Source organism: Chryseobacterium piperi (genome assembly GCF_002285635.2).
Classification (GTDB): Bacteria; Bacteroidota; Bacteroidia; order Flavobacteriales; family Weeksellaceae; genus Chryseobacterium; species Chryseobacterium piperi.
Genome location: NZ_CP023049.2, coordinates 3,095,730 through 3,116,026 on the forward strand (window position 1 = coordinate 3,095,730; position 20,297 = coordinate 3,116,026).

At 35.9% G+C, this 20,297-nt stretch carries 17 protein-coding genes; 15 read left to right on the forward strand and 2 right to left on the reverse strand.

Features of this window, described 5'->3' with window-relative positions; genetic code table 11:
- The first annotated feature begins 63 nt into the window (after positions 1–63).
- On the forward strand, positions 64–1,605 hold the full coding sequence (locus CJF12_RS13450) for a protein adenylyltransferase SelO (protein ID WP_034680785.1): 1,542 nt from the start codon (positions 64–66) through the stop codon (positions 1,603–1,605).
- Positions 1,606–1,709: 104 nt separating this feature from the next.
- On the forward strand, positions 1,710–2,984 hold the full coding sequence (locus CJF12_RS13455) for a DUF6080 domain-containing protein (RefSeq protein WP_034680786.1): 1,275 nt from the start codon (positions 1,710–1,712) through the stop codon (positions 2,982–2,984).
- Between the two features lie 55 nt (positions 2,985–3,039).
- On the opposite strand, the gene CJF12_RS13460 is transcribed toward CJF12_RS13455, so the two are convergent.
- The gene (locus tag CJF12_RS13460; protein ID WP_034680788.1) at positions 3,040–3,576 is read right to left on the reverse strand and encodes an SPOR domain-containing protein; all 537 of its coding nucleotides are present in this window, start codon (positions 3,574–3,576) and stop codon (positions 3,040–3,042) included.
- Positions 3,577–3,761: 185 nt separating this feature from the next.
- On the opposite strand from CJF12_RS13460, the gene CJF12_RS13465 reads away from it, so the two are divergent.
- From CJF12_RS13465 to ypfJ, 13 genes are all read left to right on the forward strand, one after another.
- Positions 3,762–5,117 carry a c-type cytochrome gene (locus CJF12_RS13465; RefSeq protein WP_034680791.1) on the forward strand — a complete coding sequence of 452 codons (1,356 nt, stop codon included), beginning with the start codon at positions 3,762–3,764 and terminating at the stop codon, positions 5,115–5,117.
- 22 nt (positions 5,118–5,139) lie between these two features.
- Positions 5,140–8,187, forward strand: a complete 3,048-nt coding sequence (locus tag CJF12_RS13470; RefSeq protein ID WP_034680793.1) for a TAT-variant-translocated molybdopterin oxidoreductase — start codon at positions 5,140–5,142, stop codon at positions 8,185–8,187.
- Between the two features lie 25 nt (positions 8,188–8,212).
- Positions 8,213–9,610: an NrfD/PsrC family molybdoenzyme membrane anchor subunit gene (gene nrfD, locus CJF12_RS13475; protein ID WP_034680795.1), complete on the forward strand. Its 1,398-nt coding sequence runs from the start codon at positions 8,213–8,215 to the stop codon at positions 9,608–9,610.
- The gene (locus CJF12_RS13480; RefSeq protein WP_034680798.1) at positions 9,597–10,118 is read left to right on the forward strand and encodes a DUF3341 domain-containing protein; all 522 of its coding nucleotides are present in this window, start codon (positions 9,597–9,599) and stop codon (positions 10,116–10,118) included. The genes nrfD and CJF12_RS13480 overlap by 14 nt, the downstream gene beginning before the upstream one ends.
- The gene (locus CJF12_RS13485; RefSeq protein WP_034680801.1) at positions 10,111–10,797 is read left to right on the forward strand and encodes a c-type cytochrome; all 687 of its coding nucleotides are present in this window, start codon (positions 10,111–10,113) and stop codon (positions 10,795–10,797) included. Before CJF12_RS13480 ends, CJF12_RS13485 begins: the two co-directional genes overlap by 8 nt.
- 8 nt (positions 10,798–10,805) lie before the next feature.
- Positions 10,806–12,137, forward strand: a complete 1,332-nt coding sequence (locus CJF12_RS13490) for a hypothetical protein (RefSeq protein ID WP_034680804.1) — start codon at positions 10,806–10,808, stop codon at positions 12,135–12,137.
- A 105-nt stretch (positions 12,138–12,242) separates the two neighbouring features.
- Positions 12,243–13,259: a hypothetical protein gene (locus CJF12_RS13495; RefSeq protein ID WP_034680807.1), complete on the forward strand. Its 1,017-nt coding sequence runs from the start codon at positions 12,243–12,245 to the stop codon at positions 13,257–13,259.
- 50 nt (positions 13,260–13,309) lie between these two features.
- On the forward strand, positions 13,310–14,506 hold the full coding sequence (locus tag CJF12_RS13500; protein ID WP_034680810.1) for an NTF2-like transpeptidase: 1,197 nt from the start codon (positions 13,310–13,312) through the stop codon (positions 14,504–14,506).
- 5 nt (positions 14,507–14,511) lie between these two features.
- A complete protein-coding gene (locus tag CJF12_RS13505; RefSeq protein ID WP_034680813.1) occupies positions 14,512–15,048 on the forward strand; it encodes an adenine phosphoribosyltransferase in 537 nt (178 codons plus the stop codon).
- A 70-nt stretch (positions 15,049–15,118) separates the two neighbouring features.
- The gene (locus CJF12_RS13510) at positions 15,119–15,826 is read left to right on the forward strand and encodes a YfgM family protein (protein ID WP_034680816.1); all 708 of its coding nucleotides are present in this window, start codon (positions 15,119–15,121) and stop codon (positions 15,824–15,826) included.
- Between the two features lie 2 nt (positions 15,827–15,828).
- Positions 15,829–16,347: a 6,7-dimethyl-8-ribityllumazine synthase gene (ribH, locus tag CJF12_RS13515; protein ID WP_034680819.1), complete on the forward strand. Its 519-nt coding sequence runs from the start codon at positions 15,829–15,831 to the stop codon at positions 16,345–16,347.
- 12 nt (positions 16,348–16,359) lie between these two features.
- Complete coding sequence (locus CJF12_RS13520; protein ID WP_034680821.1) at positions 16,360–18,438, forward strand: LTA synthase family protein; 2,079 nt, start codon at positions 16,360–16,362, stop codon at positions 18,436–18,438.
- Between the two features lie 82 nt (positions 18,439–18,520).
- Complete coding sequence (gene ypfJ, locus CJF12_RS13525; protein WP_034680823.1) at positions 18,521–19,378, forward strand: KPN_02809 family neutral zinc metallopeptidase; 858 nt, start codon at positions 18,521–18,523, stop codon at positions 19,376–19,378.
- A 68-nt stretch (positions 19,379–19,446) separates the two neighbouring features.
- Here the strand turns inward: ypfJ and CJF12_RS13530 are convergent, their stop codons facing one another.
- Entirely contained in the window at positions 19,447–20,295 is an 849-nt protein-coding gene (locus CJF12_RS13530) for a GLPGLI family protein (protein WP_034680825.1), read from the reverse strand.
- Positions 20,296–20,297 lie beyond the last annotated feature (2 nt).

Sequence of the window (20,297 nt, forward strand, 5' to 3'; positions counted from 1 at the left end):
AAAAATACATGAGACCTTTCAAGCAATTTGAAAGGTCTTTTTTTATTATCGTATCTTTGATTTATGAATATCGAGAGTATCACACAGCCTTTTATAAAAAAGTTTCCTGGAGATTTTTCAGGAAATACGATGCAAAGAATGACACCTAAGGTTTTATTTTCCACCATCAATCCAGCCGGCTTTGAAAGCCCAAAACTGATTGCTTTCAACGAAGAGCTTTCCGAGGAAATCGGATTGGGAAAATTTGAAGATAAGGACATCAGCTTTCTGGTAGGTAACGATCTCCCCCCAAATGTACAGCCTTATGCAACTGCTTATGCAGGACATCAGTTTGGAAACTGGGCAGGTCAATTAGGTGACGGAAGAGCAATTCTGGCTGGTGAGATCACCAATAACTCCGGAAAGAAAACAGAGATTCAGTGGAAAGGTTCCGGAGCTACCCCATATTCAAGACATGCAGATGGTAGGGCCGTACTTAGATCTTCCGTTCGGGAATACCTTATGAGTGAAGCAATGTACCACTTAGGAGTTCCGACGACAAGAGCATTGAGCTTATGCCTTACAGGAGAAGATGTAGTAAGAGATATGATGTATGATGGAAACCCTCAAAAAGAAAAGGGAGCTGTCGTTATCAGAACTGCTGAAAGCTTTCTGCGTTTCGGGCATTTCGAATTGATTTCAGCACAGAAAGAATATAAAACCTTACAAGAACTGGTTGATTTTACGATTCAAAATTATTTCCCTGAAATTACATCAACTGGTGATGAAAGCTATAAAGACTTTTTCAAAAACATTTGCATGAGAACCGCCAATCTGATGACCGAATGGTTCCGGGTAGGATTTGTTCACGGGGTTATGAATACAGATAATATGTCAGTTCTTGGGTTAACCATTGATTATGGGCCTTACTCCATGATGGATGAATATGATTTAAACTTCACACCCAATACAACAGACTTACCGGGAAGAAGATATGCCTTTGGAAAACAGGGACAAATTTCGCAATGGAATTTATGGCAGCTAGCCAATGCTCTTTTCCCATTAATCAAAGATGAGCAGTTTTTAGAAGACACGCTTAATCATTATGGAAATTATTTCTGGGAAGCTCACGATACAATGTTGTGCAAAAAATTTGGCTTTGATCAGTTACGAGAAGGGGACGAGGACTTTTTTAGTAATTGGCAGGGATTAATGCAGGAACTCCAACTTGACCACACTTTATTCTTTAATCAGCTGGGAAAAATACATGAGATAGATGATCTGAAATCTGCGTTTAGCCCAATTTCATATATTCCCCTCACAAATGATATGGTGGGGAAACTTGAAGACTTTATCCAAAAATATAACGAAAGGCTTTCAAAGAATACAATAACAAAAGAAGACTCTCTTGATTTAATGCAAAAAGCAAATCCAAAGTTTATTTTAAGAAATTATCTTTTATTTGAGTGTATTCAGGAAATTGATAATGGAAAAACTGAGATGCTGGAAAAATTAACCCGGGCATTAGAAACCCCCTATCAGGAAATTTATCCTGAATTTTCTGCTAAAAGGCCGTCTGGTTATGATGATATTTCAGGATGTTCTATGCTTTCATGCAGCTCGTAAAACCAACTATTTCTTAATCCAACAAAAGGAGAAATAACCATTATACATACAACTCACCAAATTGGTGAGTTTTTTATTTTACTTTTGCAAAAAACTTTAAACAGGTGGCTCTTAAAACTAAATTCATTAATTTTTTTAAACTGGTTTTCCCTTCAACATTAACTGAACTATGGGTCTTTCTATTTTTTATTATTTGTTATGGAATTCTAGGATCAAATATTGCACTCAATTACAGGATCATTTTTGATGAAAGAATACCCTGGGATGCTTATTTTAGTTTTGATAACCGCTCTATTGTAATGACTGGCGGTAGTTTTGAAAGACACCCCTTATCTTATTATTTTTTCAACTGGATAAGAGAGGTGGCACTTTTCATATCAGATGGGAAAAAAGATGCTACTTTCCGCTTGACATTAGCCTGGTTTAGTAATATTGCGGTAAGTTTAAGCCTTATTCAAGTATTTAAATATTTGAAAAATATCATCAGCCTTCCTTTAACTATCAGTTTATTATTAATATTGTTTTTCGGATTTTTCTCAACAAGCATATTACTTTCTTTTACTCCGGAAAACTTCACCTACACCTTATTTTTTCTCTGTTTATATAACTATTATGCAGCTATAAAATTAAAGAAAGAGGAAAAAATACCCGCCTTAGCACTAACTCTTGCCGGCATCTCAATAGGCGGGCTTACCATTACTAACATTGCAAAAGTTTTTATTCCTGTTGCCTTTGAAAAAGGTATTTTTAGAAATTGGAAAAAATTCGGAAGTGCAGCATTAAGAGTAGTAATCACATGTATTTGTTATGCTTTACTCTATTTAAACCGGATCGATTTTAAATACAACAGCATCTTCAATAAGACTAGTGAACAGTATGAAAAATTCTCCAATGTGAAGTCCACACCGACCTGGGATATGATACTTTCCTATTTTTTCGGAGGGAATATATTGTTTTCAAATTTCATCATCCGGGATAAAAATAATATGAAAGGATTCAATTTCAAGGGGCTCATTATGGATGCTTATTCTTCCTGGATTCCTTATGTTTTTGTTATCAGTCTCCTCATTCTGATATTTTGGAGTTATTTCAGGAATTTTAAAAATAAGCTTGTGCAGGTTATTATGATTTCGTTCATCATCGATATCATTATTCATTGCATAATGAGATTCGGACTACACACCGCATATATTTATGGCGGACACTTTACTTTTGTCTATCCTCTGCTTCTGGGTTGGCTATTTTATTCTTATAAATCATCACCCAAAATATTATCATTTCTCATGATCATTATGGTATTTTTATCCTTCTATTTGATCATCAATAATTCCATCAGGGTGTCTGAATTTTTCTGGTTTTTAAACCACTATTATCAATAAAAAAAGCTGAGAGGAAAAATCTTCTCAGCTTAGTTTTTTTTTACTAATATAAACTCTATTTAGCTTCAGCACAGAAGATTCTGTACTGTACTGCAAATGCAGATTTAAAGTATTCTCGTATTCTGGACAGATCAGAAGCAGCACTTTGTTTTGTAAAATAACTACCTGCTAAGATCTTATAATTGGGTCTTAACGAAGCATCTGTTTCTACTTTCAGATTAGGGAACCTTTTTCTGAAATAAGATTTAATTTCATTCGCTTCATCATTACTTTTTACTGTAGTGATCTGAATCTTATATCCTAAAATCCTAGGATTTTTTCTACAAATTTCCGCATTGGTCAATTCCCTGTTAGGAACATAAATTTTTGTGGGTTTTGTATAAGATTCCTCATTATTGTCTCGAGTAGGTGTCGTGGTTACAACTCGTGAACATTTGTCTTCCAAACTCTCTAAAGCGTCTTTTACTTTAGGATCCATCGACATAATAAGCTCCGTTCCGGACAAAGTGTCTTTCTTTACAACCTGCTGGGCTTCAATAGTATAAAAACCGAATACAGATAATATTGACAATAATTTGATCAAATTTTTCATTTAAACTTGTTTCAGCAAATTTATACAAATTAAAAAATTATACCAAACAGAGTTATTTAGAATCAATACAAATTAAACGTAAATGATATTTTCCTGTTTCCTAAAGCCGTTAAATTCCTGTTAAAAATATTATTTTTGCGGGATTGATTGAATGTTCAATATTTTACTAACATAAGATAATTTAAATGATTAGTTGGAGAAAGCATTATAAACAAACGTTGATCGCAATAGGCTTATTGCTATCAACCAGTGCTTCATTTTACGGGCAAGACGGCGATCCTAAAAACGGTGAGAAACTTTTCAAAGCGAATTGTACTGCATGTCACGCGCTGGATAAACAAGTTATTGGACCTCCATTAAAAGGGGTTGTAGAACGAGTAAAGACAGAGGGCGGTGTAGGCAGAGATTGGCTTCATAAGTGGATCACAGATAATAAAGCTCTAAGAGCTTCTGGAGATAAATACGCCAATGAAATTTTCGAAAAATATAACAAAGTTGAGATGCAACAGTTTCCTAATCTTTCAGAGAAGGACATTGACGATATCTTAGCCTTTACAACTAATCCTCCGGCACCGGAAGAGAAGAAACCCGAAGCAGCACCTGCGACAGACGCTAGTGCAGCACCAGCGGACAAAACCACTACAAACATTGTAATTATTTCACTTTTAGCAATTGCAGCTTTATTGGTTTGGATCTTAATCAAACTGAGACAATTAGTTAAATTAGGACAATCTGAGGATCTTGCAGGGCTTAACGAATCAAGAGTTCGTTCTTTCAGTGAAATCTACCAAAAATACCACTATATAGGTAAAGGAGCTTTGGTTATTTTAGCCATTCTTGCTACCTATGGAATCTGGAACTGGTTAATGTGGATCGGTGTTTACAAAGGGTATAAGCCTGAACAGCCTATCTACTTCTCACACAAAATCCACGCTGGAGAACAAAAAATTGACTGTCAGTTATGTCACTCTAGTGCTAAATATGGTAAGGTATCTGAGATCCCCTCTATGAACGTTTGTATGAACTGTCACAGAACGATCTCTGAATACAACGCAAACCATTATATGGAGCCTGGAAAAGATAAGGCATTCTATGACGGGGAGATCCAGAAAATCTACGCAGCAACAGGATGGAATCCTGAAAAACAGCAGTACACTGGTAAAACTCAGCCTGTAGAATGGACTAGAATCCACAACATGCCGGATTTCGTATACTTTAACCACTCTCAGCACGTAGTAGCAGGTGAACAAGCGATCATCAATTCTTTCAACAAGAAGAATCCAAATAACAAAATTGATGTTGTTTGTAAAGCTTGTCACGGAAAAATAGATACAATGAATGTTGTTCAAATGGCTAATGACTTCACTATGGGATGGTGTATTGAATGTCACAGAACTACGGAAGTTGACATGAACAACGGTTATAATAAAGAGTACTTCAAGAATCTACATGACAAGTTGAAAAAACAATACCCTAAAGATGGTGGTAAGATTACTGTAGATGCAATTGGAGGTCTTGAGTGTGGTAAATGTCATTATTAATAACTAAAAATTAGAAGTATAAATGGCTTCAAACAAAATACAATTTAGAAGTATTCATGAACTTAAAGACCCAGCTTTAAATAATAAGCTGGCTCAGAAAGAGTTTCAGGAAGAAATTCCGGTAGAAGATTTCCTTGGAGATGCTGAACAAAACGGATCAAGTACTTCAAGAAGAGATTTCTTAAAGTTATTAGGATTTTCTACAGCAGCGGTAACACTAGCGGCTTGTGAAGCTCCGGTAATTAAAACGATTCCTTATGTGGTAAAACCTCATGATATTATTCCGGGGGTTCCTAATTACTACGCTTCAACATATTTCGATGGTTTCGATTTTGCTAGTGTTTTAGTAAAAACCCGTGAAGGAAGACCTATTAAAATTGATCCAAACCCGGCAGCAGGTGATTTAGGTAAAACTAACGCAAGAGCTCAGGCAAGTGTACTTTCTCTTTATGATAATGATAAAGTAAAACAGCCTAAGTTAGACAGTAAAGACGAAACTTTCGATAAAGTAGATGATTTCGTTCTTAAAGGTTTAGCAGAAGCTCAGGCAGCTGGCAAAAAGATTGTTCTTTTATCTCAGTCTTTTGCATCACCAACTTTCAAAAAGTTGTTTGCTGAATTCAAAGCTAAATATCCTACAGCTGAGCTTGTAACTTATGATGCTTTCCCTTACTCTGCTGCATTAGATGCTGCTCAGGAAGTGTTCGGACAAAGAGCATTACCGGTTTACGATCTTAAAGGTTCAGAATTGGTTGTTTCTTTCCAGGCAGATTTCTTAGGAGATTACAATGCTGCAAGTTTAGAAACTTCTTATGCAGAAGCTAGAAAACCGGGAGCAAGCATGTTAAGACACATTCAGGTTGAATCCAATATGTCTTTAACAGGAGCTAACGCTGACTCAAGATACAGACTAAAACCAAGTGCAGTAAACAAAACATTAGTTGAGGTTTATAACGCTATTGTAGGTGGAGGTGCTGCTTCTGATAAAGTGGCTGCTGAAATCGTTAAAGAATTACAGGCTAAAGGCAGCAAAGCTGTTGTATTAGCTGACGGTTCTAAAGGAGCTCAGGTTCTGGCACACTTAATTAACCAAAAATTAGGTTCAGTAGCTTTCACAGGTAAAGCTAACTTCTTAAAAGAATTTGATAAAGCAAGATACCAGGAATTCTTAGGATGGGTAAACGCAGGACAGGTTGGTGTATTGATCACAAACAACGTAGATCCTATTTACTCTCATCCAAAAGGAGAAGATTTCAAAAAATCTTTAACTAAAGTTCCTTATGTAATTGCTGTTGCAGATAAGAAAAATGAAATGTATAAGGCAGCGAAAGCTGTAATTCCTGTAGCTAACTGGCTAGAGTCTTGGGGAGATATGGAACCTCAGACAGGAGTATATACATTAATGCAGCCAACTATCCAGAAAATTTATAAATCAAGACAGATTGAAGAATCTTTATTGGTTTGGAAAAATGGTAAAAACAATGCTGCCAATAATTACTATGACTATTTAAAAGGAAGTGCAGCTTCTATCTTAGGAAGTACTTCTTTTAACAAGGCCTTATATAATGGTATTGTTCCTTCAAATAACGCAACAACGTTATCTTATTCAGGAGGAAATGCTGCTCAGGCTCTTGCTGAATTAGGGAATTTTAAAGCTTCTGATTTAGAATTAGTATTATATACTAAGACTTCTATCGGAGATGGTACTCAGGCAAACAACCCTTGGTTGCAGGAATTACCGGATCCATTGACTAGAATGTCTTGGGATAACTATTTGACAATTTCACCTAAAGACGCAGAAAGATTAGGAATAGAAAACGATCTTAATGCTAGAATGCAGTTAGATGGTTCTATTGTAAATCTTACAGTAAACGGCGTAGTAATAAAAGATGTTCCTGTATTTATCCAACCAGGTCAGGCAGACGGATCAGTAGGTCTTGCACTTGGATATGGTAAAAAGAATTCCGGAGCTACTGCTGATACAGGAGTAAATGCATATCCTTTATTTGATGGTTCTAATTTGGTGATATCAAACGCTAAAATAGAAAAAACAGGTGAAGATCATGAGTTTGCGGGTATCCAGCTTCAGAACACCCTAATGGGTCGTTACGAAATTGCTAAAGAAGTTCCTCTTACAGAGTACCTGAATGTAGCATTCGATGACGAGCACAAAGGATGGAACAAGCCTTTGGAATACCAGACAATCAGTGGAGCTCTTCCGGCAAGAAAAATTGACCTTTGGGATGCTTTTGACGATACAGACGGTCCTCACTTCAACTTATCTATCGACTTAAACTCTTGTACTGGTTGTGGAGCATGTATTATTGCTTGTCAGGCAGAAAACAACGTTCCTGTTGTAGGTAAAGAAGAGATCAGAATGTCAAGAGATATGTACTGGTTAAGAATTGACCGTTACTACTCTGCTAAAGAAAAAATTGAAACAAAAGAAGGTATTGAGAGAGGATTAAATGTTCCTAACTTATACGATATTCTAATTGAGCCTAATGAAAGTCCTGATGTCATTTTCCAACCGGTAATGTGTCAGCACTGTAACCACGCTCCATGTGAAACAGTATGTCCGGTAGCGGCTACTTCTCATGGTAAGCAAGGTCAAAACCATATGGCATACAACAGATGTATCGGTACAAGATATTGTGCAAACAACTGTCCATACAAAGTAAGACGTTTCAATTGGTTTACATATAACCTAAATGACAAGTTCGATTTCAATATGAATAACGACCTTGGAAGAATGGTACTAAACCCGGATGTTGTTGTAAGAACAAGAGGGGTTATGGAGAAATGTTCAATGTGTATCCAGGAGACTCAAGCTACAATCTTAGCTGCTAAGAGAGAAAACAGAAAAGTAACTGACAATGAATTTAAAAATTCTTGTGCTTGTGCTGCTGCTTGTTCTACCGGAGCAATGACGTTTGGAGACATGAATGATAAAGAATCTGAAGTAAGAAAATTATATTCTAGCAACAGAAGATATTATTTACTTGAAGAGATCGGAACCAAGCCAAATGTGTTCTATCACACTAAAGTAAGAAACAGAGTAGAAAAATAAAGTTTAAATAATAAATAGGTAAAAAATGTCAGGACATTACGAAGCTCCGATAAGGGAACCTCTAATTATTGGTCACAAAACTTATCACGATATCACAGAAGATATTGCACGACCTATCGAAGAAAGAGCAGGTAAATTATGGTGGGTATCACTATATGCAGCACTAGTTCTATTCATCTATGGATTCGGGTGTATCGCTTATACTATCGGAACAGGTATTGGAGCATGGGGGCTTAACAGAACTATTAACTGGGGTTGGGATATTACCAACTTCGTATGGTGGGTAGGTATTGGTCACGCCGGAACCCTAATCTCAGCAGTATTATTATTATTTAGACAGCGTTGGAGAATGTCTGTAAACCGTTCAGCTGAAGCGATGACAATCTTCGCAGTTGTACAGGCGGCCATCTTCCCTGTAATCCACATGGGTAGAGTTTGGGTAGGATACTGGGTATTCCCTCTTCCTAACCAGTTTGGTTCTCTTTGGGGGAACTTCAACTCTCCTCTACTTTGGGACGTATTTGCGATCTCTACGTATTTCTCAGTATCTACGGTATTCTGGTTCATGGGATTAATTCCTGACTTTGCAATGATCAGAGATAGAGCAAAAACTCCTTGGACAAGAAAAATTTATACATTCCTAGCATTCGGTTGGGGTGGTAAAGCAAAACACTGGCAGAGATTCGAAGAATTATCTTTGGTATTAGCAGGTTTGGCAACTCCACTTGTATTCTCAGTACACACTACCGTATCTTTTGACTTCGCAACTTCGGTTATTAAAGGATGGCACTCTACAATCTACCCTCCTTACTTCGTTGCCGGTGCGATTTTCTCAGGATTTGCAATGGTACAAACACTATTGTTAATTGCAAGAAAAGTTTGTCACCTTGAAGACTACATTACTATGTATCATATTGAAATTATGAACATCGTAATCGTTGTAACCGGTGGTATGGTAACTGTAGCTTATGCAACAGAATATTTCATCGGATGGTATTCAGGATCTAGATTTGAAGACTTTACATATCTATCTCCAGGTGCTGCAACAGGACCTTACTGGTGGGCTTTCTGGGCTTTAATTACTTGTAACTTAATCATCCCAGCTTCTTTCTGGTTCAAAAAAGCAAGAACGAATATTATCTGGACATTTATTGTTGCATTAATCATCAACATCGGTATGTGGTTTGAGCGTTTTGATATTATCGTTATCAACCTTTCAAGAGATTACTTGCCAGGATCATGGACGATGTTTAAGCCAACGATTATTGACGTGGGTGTATATTTAGGAACAATCGGATTCTTCTCTGTATTATTCTTATTATACGCAAGAACATTCCCTGTAATTGCACAGGCTGAATTAAAATCGATTTTGAAAATCTCAGGTGAAACTTATAAAGCAAAAGAAGGAGATGAGCACCACTAAAATTGTATACGGACTTTATGCGGACGACGACGATTTAATGAACGGCGTTAAAGCATTCAATGATAAAGGAATAACGATAAACGAAGTTTATACTCCATTTCCTGTTCACGGACTAGACAAAGCTTTAGGTTTAAAGAAAACCAGAATCTCTGATGCAGCATTTATCTACGCCCTTTACGGTGTTACAATCGGTGCAACAGTAACCTGGTATGTAATGAATCATGACTGGCCTCAAAATATTGGTGGTAAACCAGCTTTTGATTGGGGACACAACATGCCGGCATTCGTAGTTCCAATGTTTGAATTAATGGTATTCTGTGCAGCTCACATGATGTCTCTTACTTTCTTAGTAAGAAATAAGATGTATCCAGGAGCTCCTGCACAAAACCCGGATCCAAGAACTACTGATGATAAGTTTATGATGGAATTTGTAACTGAAGATGTAGAATCAGTAAAACAGTTGCTTATTGAAACTGGAGTTGAAGAAATAACTGTTAAAGATGCTTAAAATGAAAAAGAATGTATTAAGAATTACAGCAGTTTTAGGTTTAACAACGATTTTACTTAATTCTTGCGGACCAAAAGACAATGCACCATTGGTATATTTTCCCGATATGTATTTTCCAGTAGCTTATGATCCATTGATGAAAGCTCAGGATGCTTATTCAGATCATGAAAACGAAATTCCAGCATTTGTTAAAAATAGTTTTGCAACAGGACTTGCTCCCGTAGAAGGGAGTGTAGCTCAAAATAAAGACGGAATTTTTGAAGAAGGTTTACTTCCGAGAAATGTAGATGAATATAATACAGGATACGATGCATCAAAAAAAATGACAACCTCTCCCCTAAATCCTGCTAATGCAGCAAAGGATATAGAAAGAGGACAGATGTTATTTGATCGTACTTGTGCAGCATGCCACGGAACTGGAGGTGATGGACAAGGACCAATCGTACAAAGCGGTGCTTTCTCTGGTGTACCTAACTACGCTGATAGAGAACTTACTGTTGGATCTGTTCATTATGTATTAACAAACGGTAGAAATGCAATGGGTTCTTATGCAGGACAATTAAACGCAGGAGACAGATGGAGAGTTGCTATGTATGTAATGAGTGCCTTTAAAAAAGGTGCAGCAGCCCCAGCAGCAGCTTCAGCAGCAAAAACAGATTCTACCGCAACTAAAAAATAAGAAAAGAAATGTATAGTTTTTCACCAAAATTAAAATCAACTTCTATAATACTGCTTGTTGTAGGTTTAGTTCTATTTGGTATTGGTTTTTTCTTGAATAAAGGAATCAGCACGGAAAAGATTGAACAGATGATGGAAGCTGTTCACGCTTCAGGTCATAATGCTCCTACACATTCAAGTGAGATGGTAGGTCCTCAGGATCATGCTGCTCATTTAGAACATGCAGAAATGCAAGTTCACAACCAACCTTTAGCATCACTACACTTTGTAGCTGTATTTTTCTTTGGAGTAAGTTGTGCAGTATTGTTTTTCTATTGTATTCAGCATGCTTCTCATGCAGGTTGGCCAATTATTATTACAAGAGTAATGGAAGCTATTGCTTCTTATATTCCATATGGAGGTGCTATTCTGATCATCCTTATGCTATTGAATATTACGCATAATGGTCACCTTTTTCACTGGATGGATCCCGAGTTAACCAACCCGGACTCTCCGAAATTTGATGTGATCTTATTTGAGAAGAAAAAGTTCCTTAACATTCCTGCTTATGCATTTAGAACTTTCATATATGTAATCGGAGCATCTTTCTTTGCATGGAAATTGAAAGCTCAATCTAAAAAAGTAGATGAAACGAAGTCTAAAGTAGACTATCAGATGCTTTACAGATGGGCAGTAGGATATATCGCTTTCTTCGGGTTTGCTTCTGCAGCTTGGGCTTGGGACTGGTTGATGTCTATTGACCCTCACTGGTATTCTACAATGTATATCTGGTATTCAATGGTTAGCTGTCTGGCTAGTGGTATTGCCGTGATCATTTTGATCAGTGTATACCTTAAGAAAAACGGTTTCTTACCTCAGTTCAATGATAACCACTTACACGATTTAGGAGTATTCCTTTTCGCAACAAGTATGCTTTGGACATATACATGGTTTGCTCAGTTTATGCTTTACTGGTATGCTAACGTACCGGAAGAGGTTAACTACTTCTTCGGAAGATTCCAGCACTATTCGCCAACATTCTTGCCAATGCTTATTGTAAACTTCGTATTACCGTTATTGGTATTAGTAAGTAGTAGCATCAAGAGAAACTACAAAGTAGTTACTGTAATGGCTGTAGTAGTTCTTTTAGGACACATCTTAGATTACTTCAATATGGTGATGCCAGGAACGGTAGGACCATACTGGAAAACTCCTGAAGTATTCTTATTGATATTAGGTTCTATCCTATTTATAGTTGGGTTATTTATGTTTACCGTAATGTCAGCATTATCTAAACTGAAATTGATTCCTACAGGAAACCCTTACTTACATGAATCTGAAATTTATGAGTATCCTTTCTAAGGACTTGTAACAAAATAAAACTCTAAAAGACTGATTATTAAATAATCAGTCTTTTTTTATGCCACCAATCTATATCTTCATACAAAACATCAAAAACAAATGATCATGAAAAAATTCTTCCTTTTACAAATCTTATCTATCTTGTTGTTCCATTTTACGAATGCACAAACCATTACATTTGTTTCCGAGAAGGATAATAAACCATTACCCAAAGTTTCTGTCTTCGGAAAGGACGGAAGTATTTTAGCCTTCTCCAATATAGAAGGTAAAATAGATAAACAGACATTGACTCCGGCCCAGGAAAAATTTCAGTTGGTTTATGATAATTTTGTAGTAGCCACCCTCTCCTATTCTGACTTTAACAACGACATTATAAAAATCAATGATCAGGTAAAAGAAATTGAAACGGTAGTTATTAAAAACAATAAACCTGCAAAATATATTTTCATAAAAGGCAATTTTAATTCTTATGTCACCGTAAATAATAAACTGAACGGTTATACGGATGGAATCGTTACTTATATTTTTGATAATAAAACCAAAAAATTAAAAAGCACCAATGTCCAACAATACAGGATTTACAGAGTAGAGGATCCTAAAAATGAAAAGAAGCAGACTTCAAGTTGGGATTATGGAAATTCTTTAAAACTTCCAAAACTTAAAAACCTGGGAAATCCTGAAGAGTATAAAACAAAAATAAATACGATTAAAGAACTGAAGGGGAACAGAAAAGATGAAATAGAAGTCTCCGGTGCATTATTGCAGGAAAAAGAATTTGCTTTTTTAGGCTATCGGTTCTACGACATCAGAACAGTTTTACATCTTTCCTTTGAAAAAGACTCTCAAAAAACATTGAAAGATTTTTTAGAATATAATGAACTTACTTTCGTTAAACTAAAACACAAAAGTGAACCTGACTATAATCAGATTCAAGTATACTCCAATTTTTATCCAACTGAACTTTCGTTTGAAAATGATAATGATGTGCAAAAGGTAAAATTCGACAAAGACAACAGTAACTATACAACTAAGTTCTGGCAAGACCCTTCTTTTCCAAATATGCAAAGTATTTTCAGTTCTTTTTTCAAAGGAAATCTAAAAGAACAAGAAAATAAAAAATAAAAAATTTCTATTAATAAAGGTTTTACTAAATTTGTAGCAAACCGAATAAAATGAAAAAGTTTTCTCTTCTACTAATTTGCAGTTTATTGCTTTTCACAGCATGTAAGAAAGATCATGTAGATGCTACGAGTACAAAAACTTTGCAATCAAGTATCAACGATATGGCCTCCAGCCTTTCAACCATTAAACAAATTAAGTTTAATGAGGCACTCTATATCCTTAAGACTTTTGGAGTAGAGGCAGAAGGTGATGTCAATGAATTGAAAGCTCTAGGTCAGCTTATCAATGGAAAAAAAGTTCCTGAAATCTTAACAATGGCTGACGAAGTCGCTCAAAAAAATGGAATTGAATGGGCAAGTACGGCCCCTCCTTCATTAGGAGAAATGAATATTTTTGGAGACGAAAAAGCAAAAGAAAGTGACCCGAATGATGTTAAAGCCAATTCATTAAGTATTACGACTACCCCATCGGCAGACGATGGTAACGGAGCTACCGCTATTCAGATCATTCCGAGACTTGTTGATAATGCAGGAAATCCTGTTTCATTTACCGGTGCCGGCTTAGAAACCACGCTAGAAGTATTTAGTAATGGGGTAAAACTTTCTACCGCAAAAAATCTGATGATAGATAATAATTTTAAAGGGTTTAATTTAAGGTTTTCATCTCTTCTCGCTTCAAAAGTAGTTGATAACAAAATCGACATTACTGTTTCGGTAAAAACGACTGCAAAAACTTTCAAAATGTCTAAAATTGGACTAGAGGTTAACCCTTCTGCTTTGAAGGTTCCTGCTCCTCCTAAAATAGATTCTGTGACCGCAAGTCAGGAACCAAGTGCAGTAGTAGATCCTAATAATCCAACCGGGGTTTCTACTCCTCCTACAACCACAGAACCAGCAGTGACTGCTCCGGCAACACCAAAACAACCGGCAGCCGATCCTAAAAATACAGTAAGTAAATTTTTAAATAACGTCAGCTCACAAAATCTTAAAGCTGCATTTGAAGCATCAAACAATCCAAACTGGGGAAGCTATGAGTCTTTCTCTAATCCTACTTCCGGATTTGGATCTGTAAAAAATGTAAGTGTTAAAAACATTACTGCTAATGCGGCTAATGCCAATAGCTCAAGCGTCAATGCAACCTATGATGTAACTGACAAAAATGGAAAAGTAACTTCTTTGAAAGTAACTTTCGGACTTAAAAATGTAAACGGAGACTGGAAAATTTCCAGTTACAAAATCAACCCATAAATTAAATGGCTTCACAAGAATTAATTCATCAACTAGAAAATACCATTGAAAATATCCCTGATTTTCCCATTCCGGGAATACAGTTTAAGGATATCTCTCCCATTTTCCTAAATCCTAAGCTGTATGAAGAGGTTATAGAAGATCTGGTGAAATTCAGTAAGGGAAAAGTAGATGCCGTTTGCGGGATTGAAAGCCGTGGATATCTTTTTGGAATAGCCATTGCCGTTGCTTTGGAAGTTCCATTTATCCTTATCAGAAAAAAAGGAAAGCTACCACCGCCAATTATTTCAGAAAAATATGACCTGGAATATGGAAGTGCGGAAATCGAAACCCGTGAAGGACAGATTAAAAACGGCCAGCGAATACTCATTCATGATGATTTACTTGCAACCGGAGGAACGACAGAAGCAGCTGCAAAACTTGTTGAAAAACAAGGGGCTAAAGTTGTCCAGTTTAGTTTTTTAACTGCCTTAAAGGATTTAAACGGTGATGAAAAATTAAAAAAATTCAATGCCGAGATCTATCATATTTTAGAATATTAAATAATACATTCAAAGTATTTTGTAAATCCCTCAGAAACAATTAAATTTGCAATTCAATTTTTAACAATTTATGGCAAAACTTGCAAAGAATGCTCAAAAAGAGCAAGAAGGTAAAGAAACAGTAGAGTTTTTTAAGGACCTGGACAGAGAGGCTTTAAATACAGAAAAATTCCTTGAAAAATATTCAAAACCACTAGGTATTGTTTTTGGAGCTTTGATTTTAGGAGTTTTAGGATTTTTTGCTTACAAACAATTTGTTGTAGCTCCTCAAAATGCTGAAGCAGTAAAAACTTTCCTTGCCGCTCAAAAAAATCTTACTGAAGGTAAAGATAAAGAAGCGCTAGGTGGTAAATCTGCTGCAAACCCAGGTTTTGTAGGAACTTATAATGATTTCTCTTCTACAGATATTGGGAAGCTTGCTGCTTATAATGCAGGTTTACTAAAATTTAAAGAAGGAAAATTCCAAGAAGCTTATGATCTTTTAGATAAGTTTTCATCTGATAATAAGACATTAATGGCAATGAAGTATGGGGCTATGGCAGATGCTCAGTCAGGTCTTAATAAAAATGATGATGCCTTAGCTTTATTAGATAAAGCAGCAACTGCTTCATCAGATCCTTATACTACTTATTATTTTACAAGAAAAGCAGGTATTGTAGCATTAGGATTAAAGAAAAATGCAGATGCTAAAAAGTACTTCTCTACAATTGATGAAAAATATCAGGACTACGATAACGGAATGTCTGATTCTTATATTGAAATGACTAAATATTATTAAAAATGGCAACAGTTAATCTTTCGGATTACAAGCCACTTAATATAAACAATGCCGAAGATTTTTCTATCGGCATTGTTTTTTCTGAGTGGAATGATTTTGTAACCTACAATCTTCGTGATGCAGCTTTAGAAATCCTTAAAAAAGAAGGAGTAAAAGACGAAAACATAAAACTTTTTACCGTGCCTGGTGCATTTGAATTAAATTATGCGAGCATGCAGTTGTGTAAAGAGCGAAAATTTGATGCCGTGATTGCAATAGGATGCATCATTAGAGGAGAAACGCCTCACTTTGATTTTGTATCATCTGCAGTTGCACAGGGAATCAAAGATTGCAACATTTTAACCGATACACCAACCATCTTCTGTGTTCTTACAGACGATACAAAAGAGCAGTCTATTGCACGTAGTGGTGGTGATTTAGGCAATAAAGGAGTAGAGGCTGCCGTTACTGCATTAACGATGATTGATTTTAAAAAGAAATTATCAGATAAAAAAAGCAATATCGGTTTCGGAAACTCTTAATACTTAACCATTATGTATCCTAAAAAAATCAAGCCTTTTATATACCTGGGATTATTCTATCTTCTCGTATCATTAATTTTAAGAGTAGTATTCTTTTTTCATCCGATAACTACTTCTGGTTTTGGATTTTTAGAGATACTGAAAGTATTATTCATCGGGGTTATTAATGATGCTTTTGTGTTTGTATTAGCCAGCTCATTTTTAGCCTTATACTTTTTATTTCTTTCAAATGCTAAGTATAAAAGACCTTATGGACATATAATATTAGGAGCCTTAGTGCTCCTTTTTCTCTATATACTACTGATTCCCAATAATATATTTAAACAATATGGAGGATCTATAGCCGAGATCGCACTTACTTTTATTGGACTGAAAACATTATTTTTTGCATTAATGCTTTTTCTTCCTTCCAAAAGAATTAAAATACGGAATACGCTTTACTTCATTACTCTGTTTTTATATGTACTCCTAATTGTATTTAATGCTGTAAGCGAATACTTCTTTTATAATGAATTTGGCCTTCGGTATAATTTTATAGCAGTAGATTATCTTATTTACACCAATGAAGTCATAGGAAACATTATGGAAAGCTATCCGGTTATTCCTTTGTTTTTAATCATTGCTGCTATTACATTTGGAATTACATGGTTCATTTATAAGAAAACAAAAGATGAGCTTATAGATCTACCTAACCTTAAGCAGAAAGCAGTCTTATTGGGTACTTTTATTCTACTTGTTGTCATTAGCTTAACAGGCTTAAGCTTTACAACACAGATAAAGTCTTCTAATGTATTTGCTGAAGAAATTGAGGCGAATGGACTTCCTAAGTTTTACTGGGCGTTTACCCATAATGAATTGGATTATTTCCAATTCTATCCTCAGATTGATCAAAAGACCGCTGAAAAAGAATTTTTAAGTCAATATGCAGAACCTGTTTTATCAAGAAAAATCACGTCTGACCAACCGGAACTCAAAAAAAATGTTGTCCTTATTTCCATTGAAAGCTTATCTGCTGAATTCATGCAACATTATGGAAACGATCAGAAAATAACTCCATTTTTAGACAGCTTGGCTAATCATTCCCTGATGTTTACCAATCTGTATGCAACAGGAAACAGAACGGTTCGCGGATTAGAGGCATTAACGCTCTGCATTCCCCCTACCGCTGGAGAAAGTATTATTAAAAGGGAAAATAATAAAAATAAATTCACAACAGGAAGTGTCTTTAAATCTAAAGGATATGATGTGAAATTCTTGTATGGTGGTTACAGCTATTTCGATAATATGCAGGATTTCTTTGAAGGTAACGGATACGGAATCGTTGACAGAAATAACTTTAAACCTGAAGAAATTACGTTTGCTAATGTTTGGGGAGTAGCAGATGAAGATATGGCCAAAAAGGCAATACAAACCATGAATGCTGAGTCAAAATCAGGAAAGCCTTTTTTCAACCATTGGATGACTGTTTCCAATCACAGACCATTTACCTATCCTAATGGCAGAATAGACATACCGGGAGATGCCAAATCAAGAGAAGGAGGTGTAAAATATACCGACTACTCACTCCGTAAGTTTTTTGAAATGGCAAAAAAACAAGACTGGTATAAAAATACAGTATTTGTGATTATTGCAGATCATTGTGCATCAAGTGCAGGAAGCACAGCGTTGCCAATGGATAAATATAGAATCCCGGCAATGGTATTTTCTGATGGCTTTATACAACCTCAGAAGTTTGATCAACTGATGTCTCAGATAGATGTTATGCCTACGGTATTAGGATTACTTAACTTTAATTATCAGTCTAAGTTTTTGGGACAGGATGTATTTAAAAAAGAATTTCAGCCTAAGGCATATATTGCAACATACCAAGATCTGGGATTTGTAAAAGATGGATTTCTGACCGTGATCTCACCAGTGAAAAAAGTGAAACAATATTCACTTTCTCAAAAAGCGAATCAACTGGCTCCTGAATTTAATATTTACTATGATGAGACTCCTGTGAAGAATACCAATCAAAAAATTACAGATCAGGCTATCTCAGCATATCAATCAACCTCATACTGGTTAAAAACCAATCAGCTTAACCGTTGAGATAATTAATTTCCGGGAGGTTTGAAAAATAATAAGGCAATATCAATATTAGTTTTAAATTTACATATAAAAATTACTTACTATGAAATGGACAGACGATAGAGGCGGAAACGTTGAAGACCGAAGAGGCTCCGGAGGGGGCGGAGGAATGATCGTTGGAGGAGGATTAGGAACATTAATTATTGCGGCAATCGTTTTCTTTTTAGGAGGAGACCCGTCCAGCATATTAAGCTCAGGCAGTATGCCGTCGCAAGGCCAGACAGAACAGAGAGAGCTCAATGCCAATGAACAAAAGATTGGCGAAATGGTCGATATGATGAGTGGCTGGAACACCCTTACCTGGGATAAGGTTTTTAAAGAAAATGGAATGACTTATGTTGCCCCTAAAGTTGTTCTTTTTGAAGACACTACGCGTTCTGCCTGTGGTACTGCACAATCGGCAATGGGCCCTTTCTATTGTCCTGCAGACCAGAAAGTCTATATGGACATGAGTTTCTTTAATGAATTACAACAAAAATTCGGTGCTAAAGTAACTGAATTTACCATAGCTTATGTACTCGCCCACGAGGTTGGTCACCACGTACAAACCCTTTTAGGAACAACTCAAAAAGTAGATGCTCTAAGAAGAAGTGGAAGATATTCTGAAGCGGAAATGAACAGAGTTTCTGTCGCTACTGAATTACAGGCTGATTTTTACGCCGGAGTCTGGGCTAAAAATATAGATGAAGAAAGACAGGTTTTGGAACCTGGAGACATTCAATCAGCTATAGATGCTGCCCAGGCAGTAGGAGATGATAACATCCAGAAAAGAGCTCAGGGATATGTTAATCAGGAAAGCTTCACTCATGGTTCTTCAGCCCAACGTAAAGAATGGTTTATGAAAGGTTATAATACCGGTGATATCCGACAGGGAGACACTTTTAATCAGCTTTTGAAATAAAGGTTTTAACAGCATATAAAATAGGCTATCTCAAAAATGAGATAGCCTATTTTATTTATTATATTATTTTATTGCAATTCGATTGGATTCGTATTTTTCTTATTCTCCTCTTTTACCCTTTCTTCCATCCTCTTTCTCATATCACCAGGGTTCCGGTTTCCTCCACCTCTGCTTGCTCCTCCGATAACTACCGTCTGTGCAAAACGGCCACCTCCTCCACTTTGATTCATGAAAGACATAGGGTCTGTTTTAAATTTTTCCTGCTGCTTCAAAAAATCAGTTCTTTTCACTTTGATAATACTTCCTCTCTGATTTAAACCAGCTACAGAAGCAACTTTATAATTTCTCATCAAATCAAAAGAATAGTCTCCCTGGCCATCTTCCACTTTTACAATCAATCCTGGAAGGCCATTAAATTTATACGGCCCATCCTGATATGGCAGATCAGTAGTAAACCATGCCGTCCATTTTCTTCCTGCAAATTCAGTTTCAGCTTTCTGAACTTTATACTCTCCTATTTTTGTCGTTTCAGATGAAATTTTCCAATTCAATGGACGATCCTCTTCATAAGAATAGGTATCTCTTCCTAATCTGTCTTTAAAATAAACTTTTTGATTTTTTTTATCTTTTTCTACAGAATAATTAATATTAGATCTCAAACCTTCCATTTGATCTCTATTGAAGCTGATTGCTCCACCACTCTGAAAGGTTTTCTGCATAATAGAATCTCTTTTTACTCTGTTTTCAGAATAAAAAAGAGACTTATCCTGTGTAATATCCAGATATGCATTTTCAGTTTTTATGTTACTTTTATTAGCTGCATCAGGCTTCATAGTAACCTGATATACAAACCTATTAGCCTGTGCAAAAATATTTTGCATAAACAGAACTAAAGTAATGATACCTAATTTTTTCATCT

Coding starts and splice junctions, on each gene's coding strand:
- CJF12_RS13450 (WP_034680785.1), top strand. CDS start 64: ATGAATATCGAGAGTATCACACAGCCTTTTATAAAAAAGTTTCCTGGA.
- CJF12_RS13460 (WP_034680788.1), bottom strand. CDS start 3,576: ATGAAAAATTTGATCAAATTATTGTCAATATTATCTGTATTCGGTTTT.
- CJF12_RS13465 (WP_034680791.1), top strand. CDS start 3,762: ATGATTAGTTGGAGAAAGCATTATAAACAAACGTTGATCGCAATAGGC.
- CJF12_RS13470 (WP_034680793.1), top strand. CDS start 5,140: ATGGCTTCAAACAAAATACAATTTAGAAGTATTCATGAACTTAAAGAC.
- nrfD (WP_034680795.1), top strand. CDS start 8,213: ATGTCAGGACATTACGAAGCTCCGATAAGGGAACCTCTAATTATTGGT.
- CJF12_RS13480 (WP_034680798.1), top strand. CDS start 9,597: ATGAGCACCACTAAAATTGTATACGGACTTTATGCGGACGACGACGAT.
- CJF12_RS13485 (WP_034680801.1), top strand. CDS start 10,111: ATGCTTAAAATGAAAAAGAATGTATTAAGAATTACAGCAGTTTTAGGT.
- CJF12_RS13490 (WP_034680804.1), top strand. CDS start 10,806: ATGTATAGTTTTTCACCAAAATTAAAATCAACTTCTATAATACTGCTT.
- CJF12_RS13495 (WP_034680807.1), top strand. CDS start 12,243: ATGAAAAAATTCTTCCTTTTACAAATCTTATCTATCTTGTTGTTCCAT.
- CJF12_RS13500 (WP_034680810.1), top strand. CDS start 13,310: ATGAAAAAGTTTTCTCTTCTACTAATTTGCAGTTTATTGCTTTTCACA.
- CJF12_RS13505 (WP_034680813.1), top strand. CDS start 14,512: ATGGCTTCACAAGAATTAATTCATCAACTAGAAAATACCATTGAAAAT.
- CJF12_RS13510 (WP_034680816.1), top strand. CDS start 15,119: ATGGCAAAACTTGCAAAGAATGCTCAAAAAGAGCAAGAAGGTAAAGAA.
- ribH (WP_034680819.1), top strand. CDS start 15,829: ATGGCAACAGTTAATCTTTCGGATTACAAGCCACTTAATATAAACAAT.
- CJF12_RS13520 (WP_034680821.1), top strand. CDS start 16,360: ATGTATCCTAAAAAAATCAAGCCTTTTATATACCTGGGATTATTCTAT.
- ypfJ (WP_034680823.1), top strand. CDS start 18,521: ATGAAATGGACAGACGATAGAGGCGGAAACGTTGAAGACCGAAGAGGC.
- CJF12_RS13530 (WP_034680825.1), bottom strand. CDS start 20,295: ATGAAAAAATTAGGTATCATTACTTTAGTTCTGTTTATGCAAAATATT.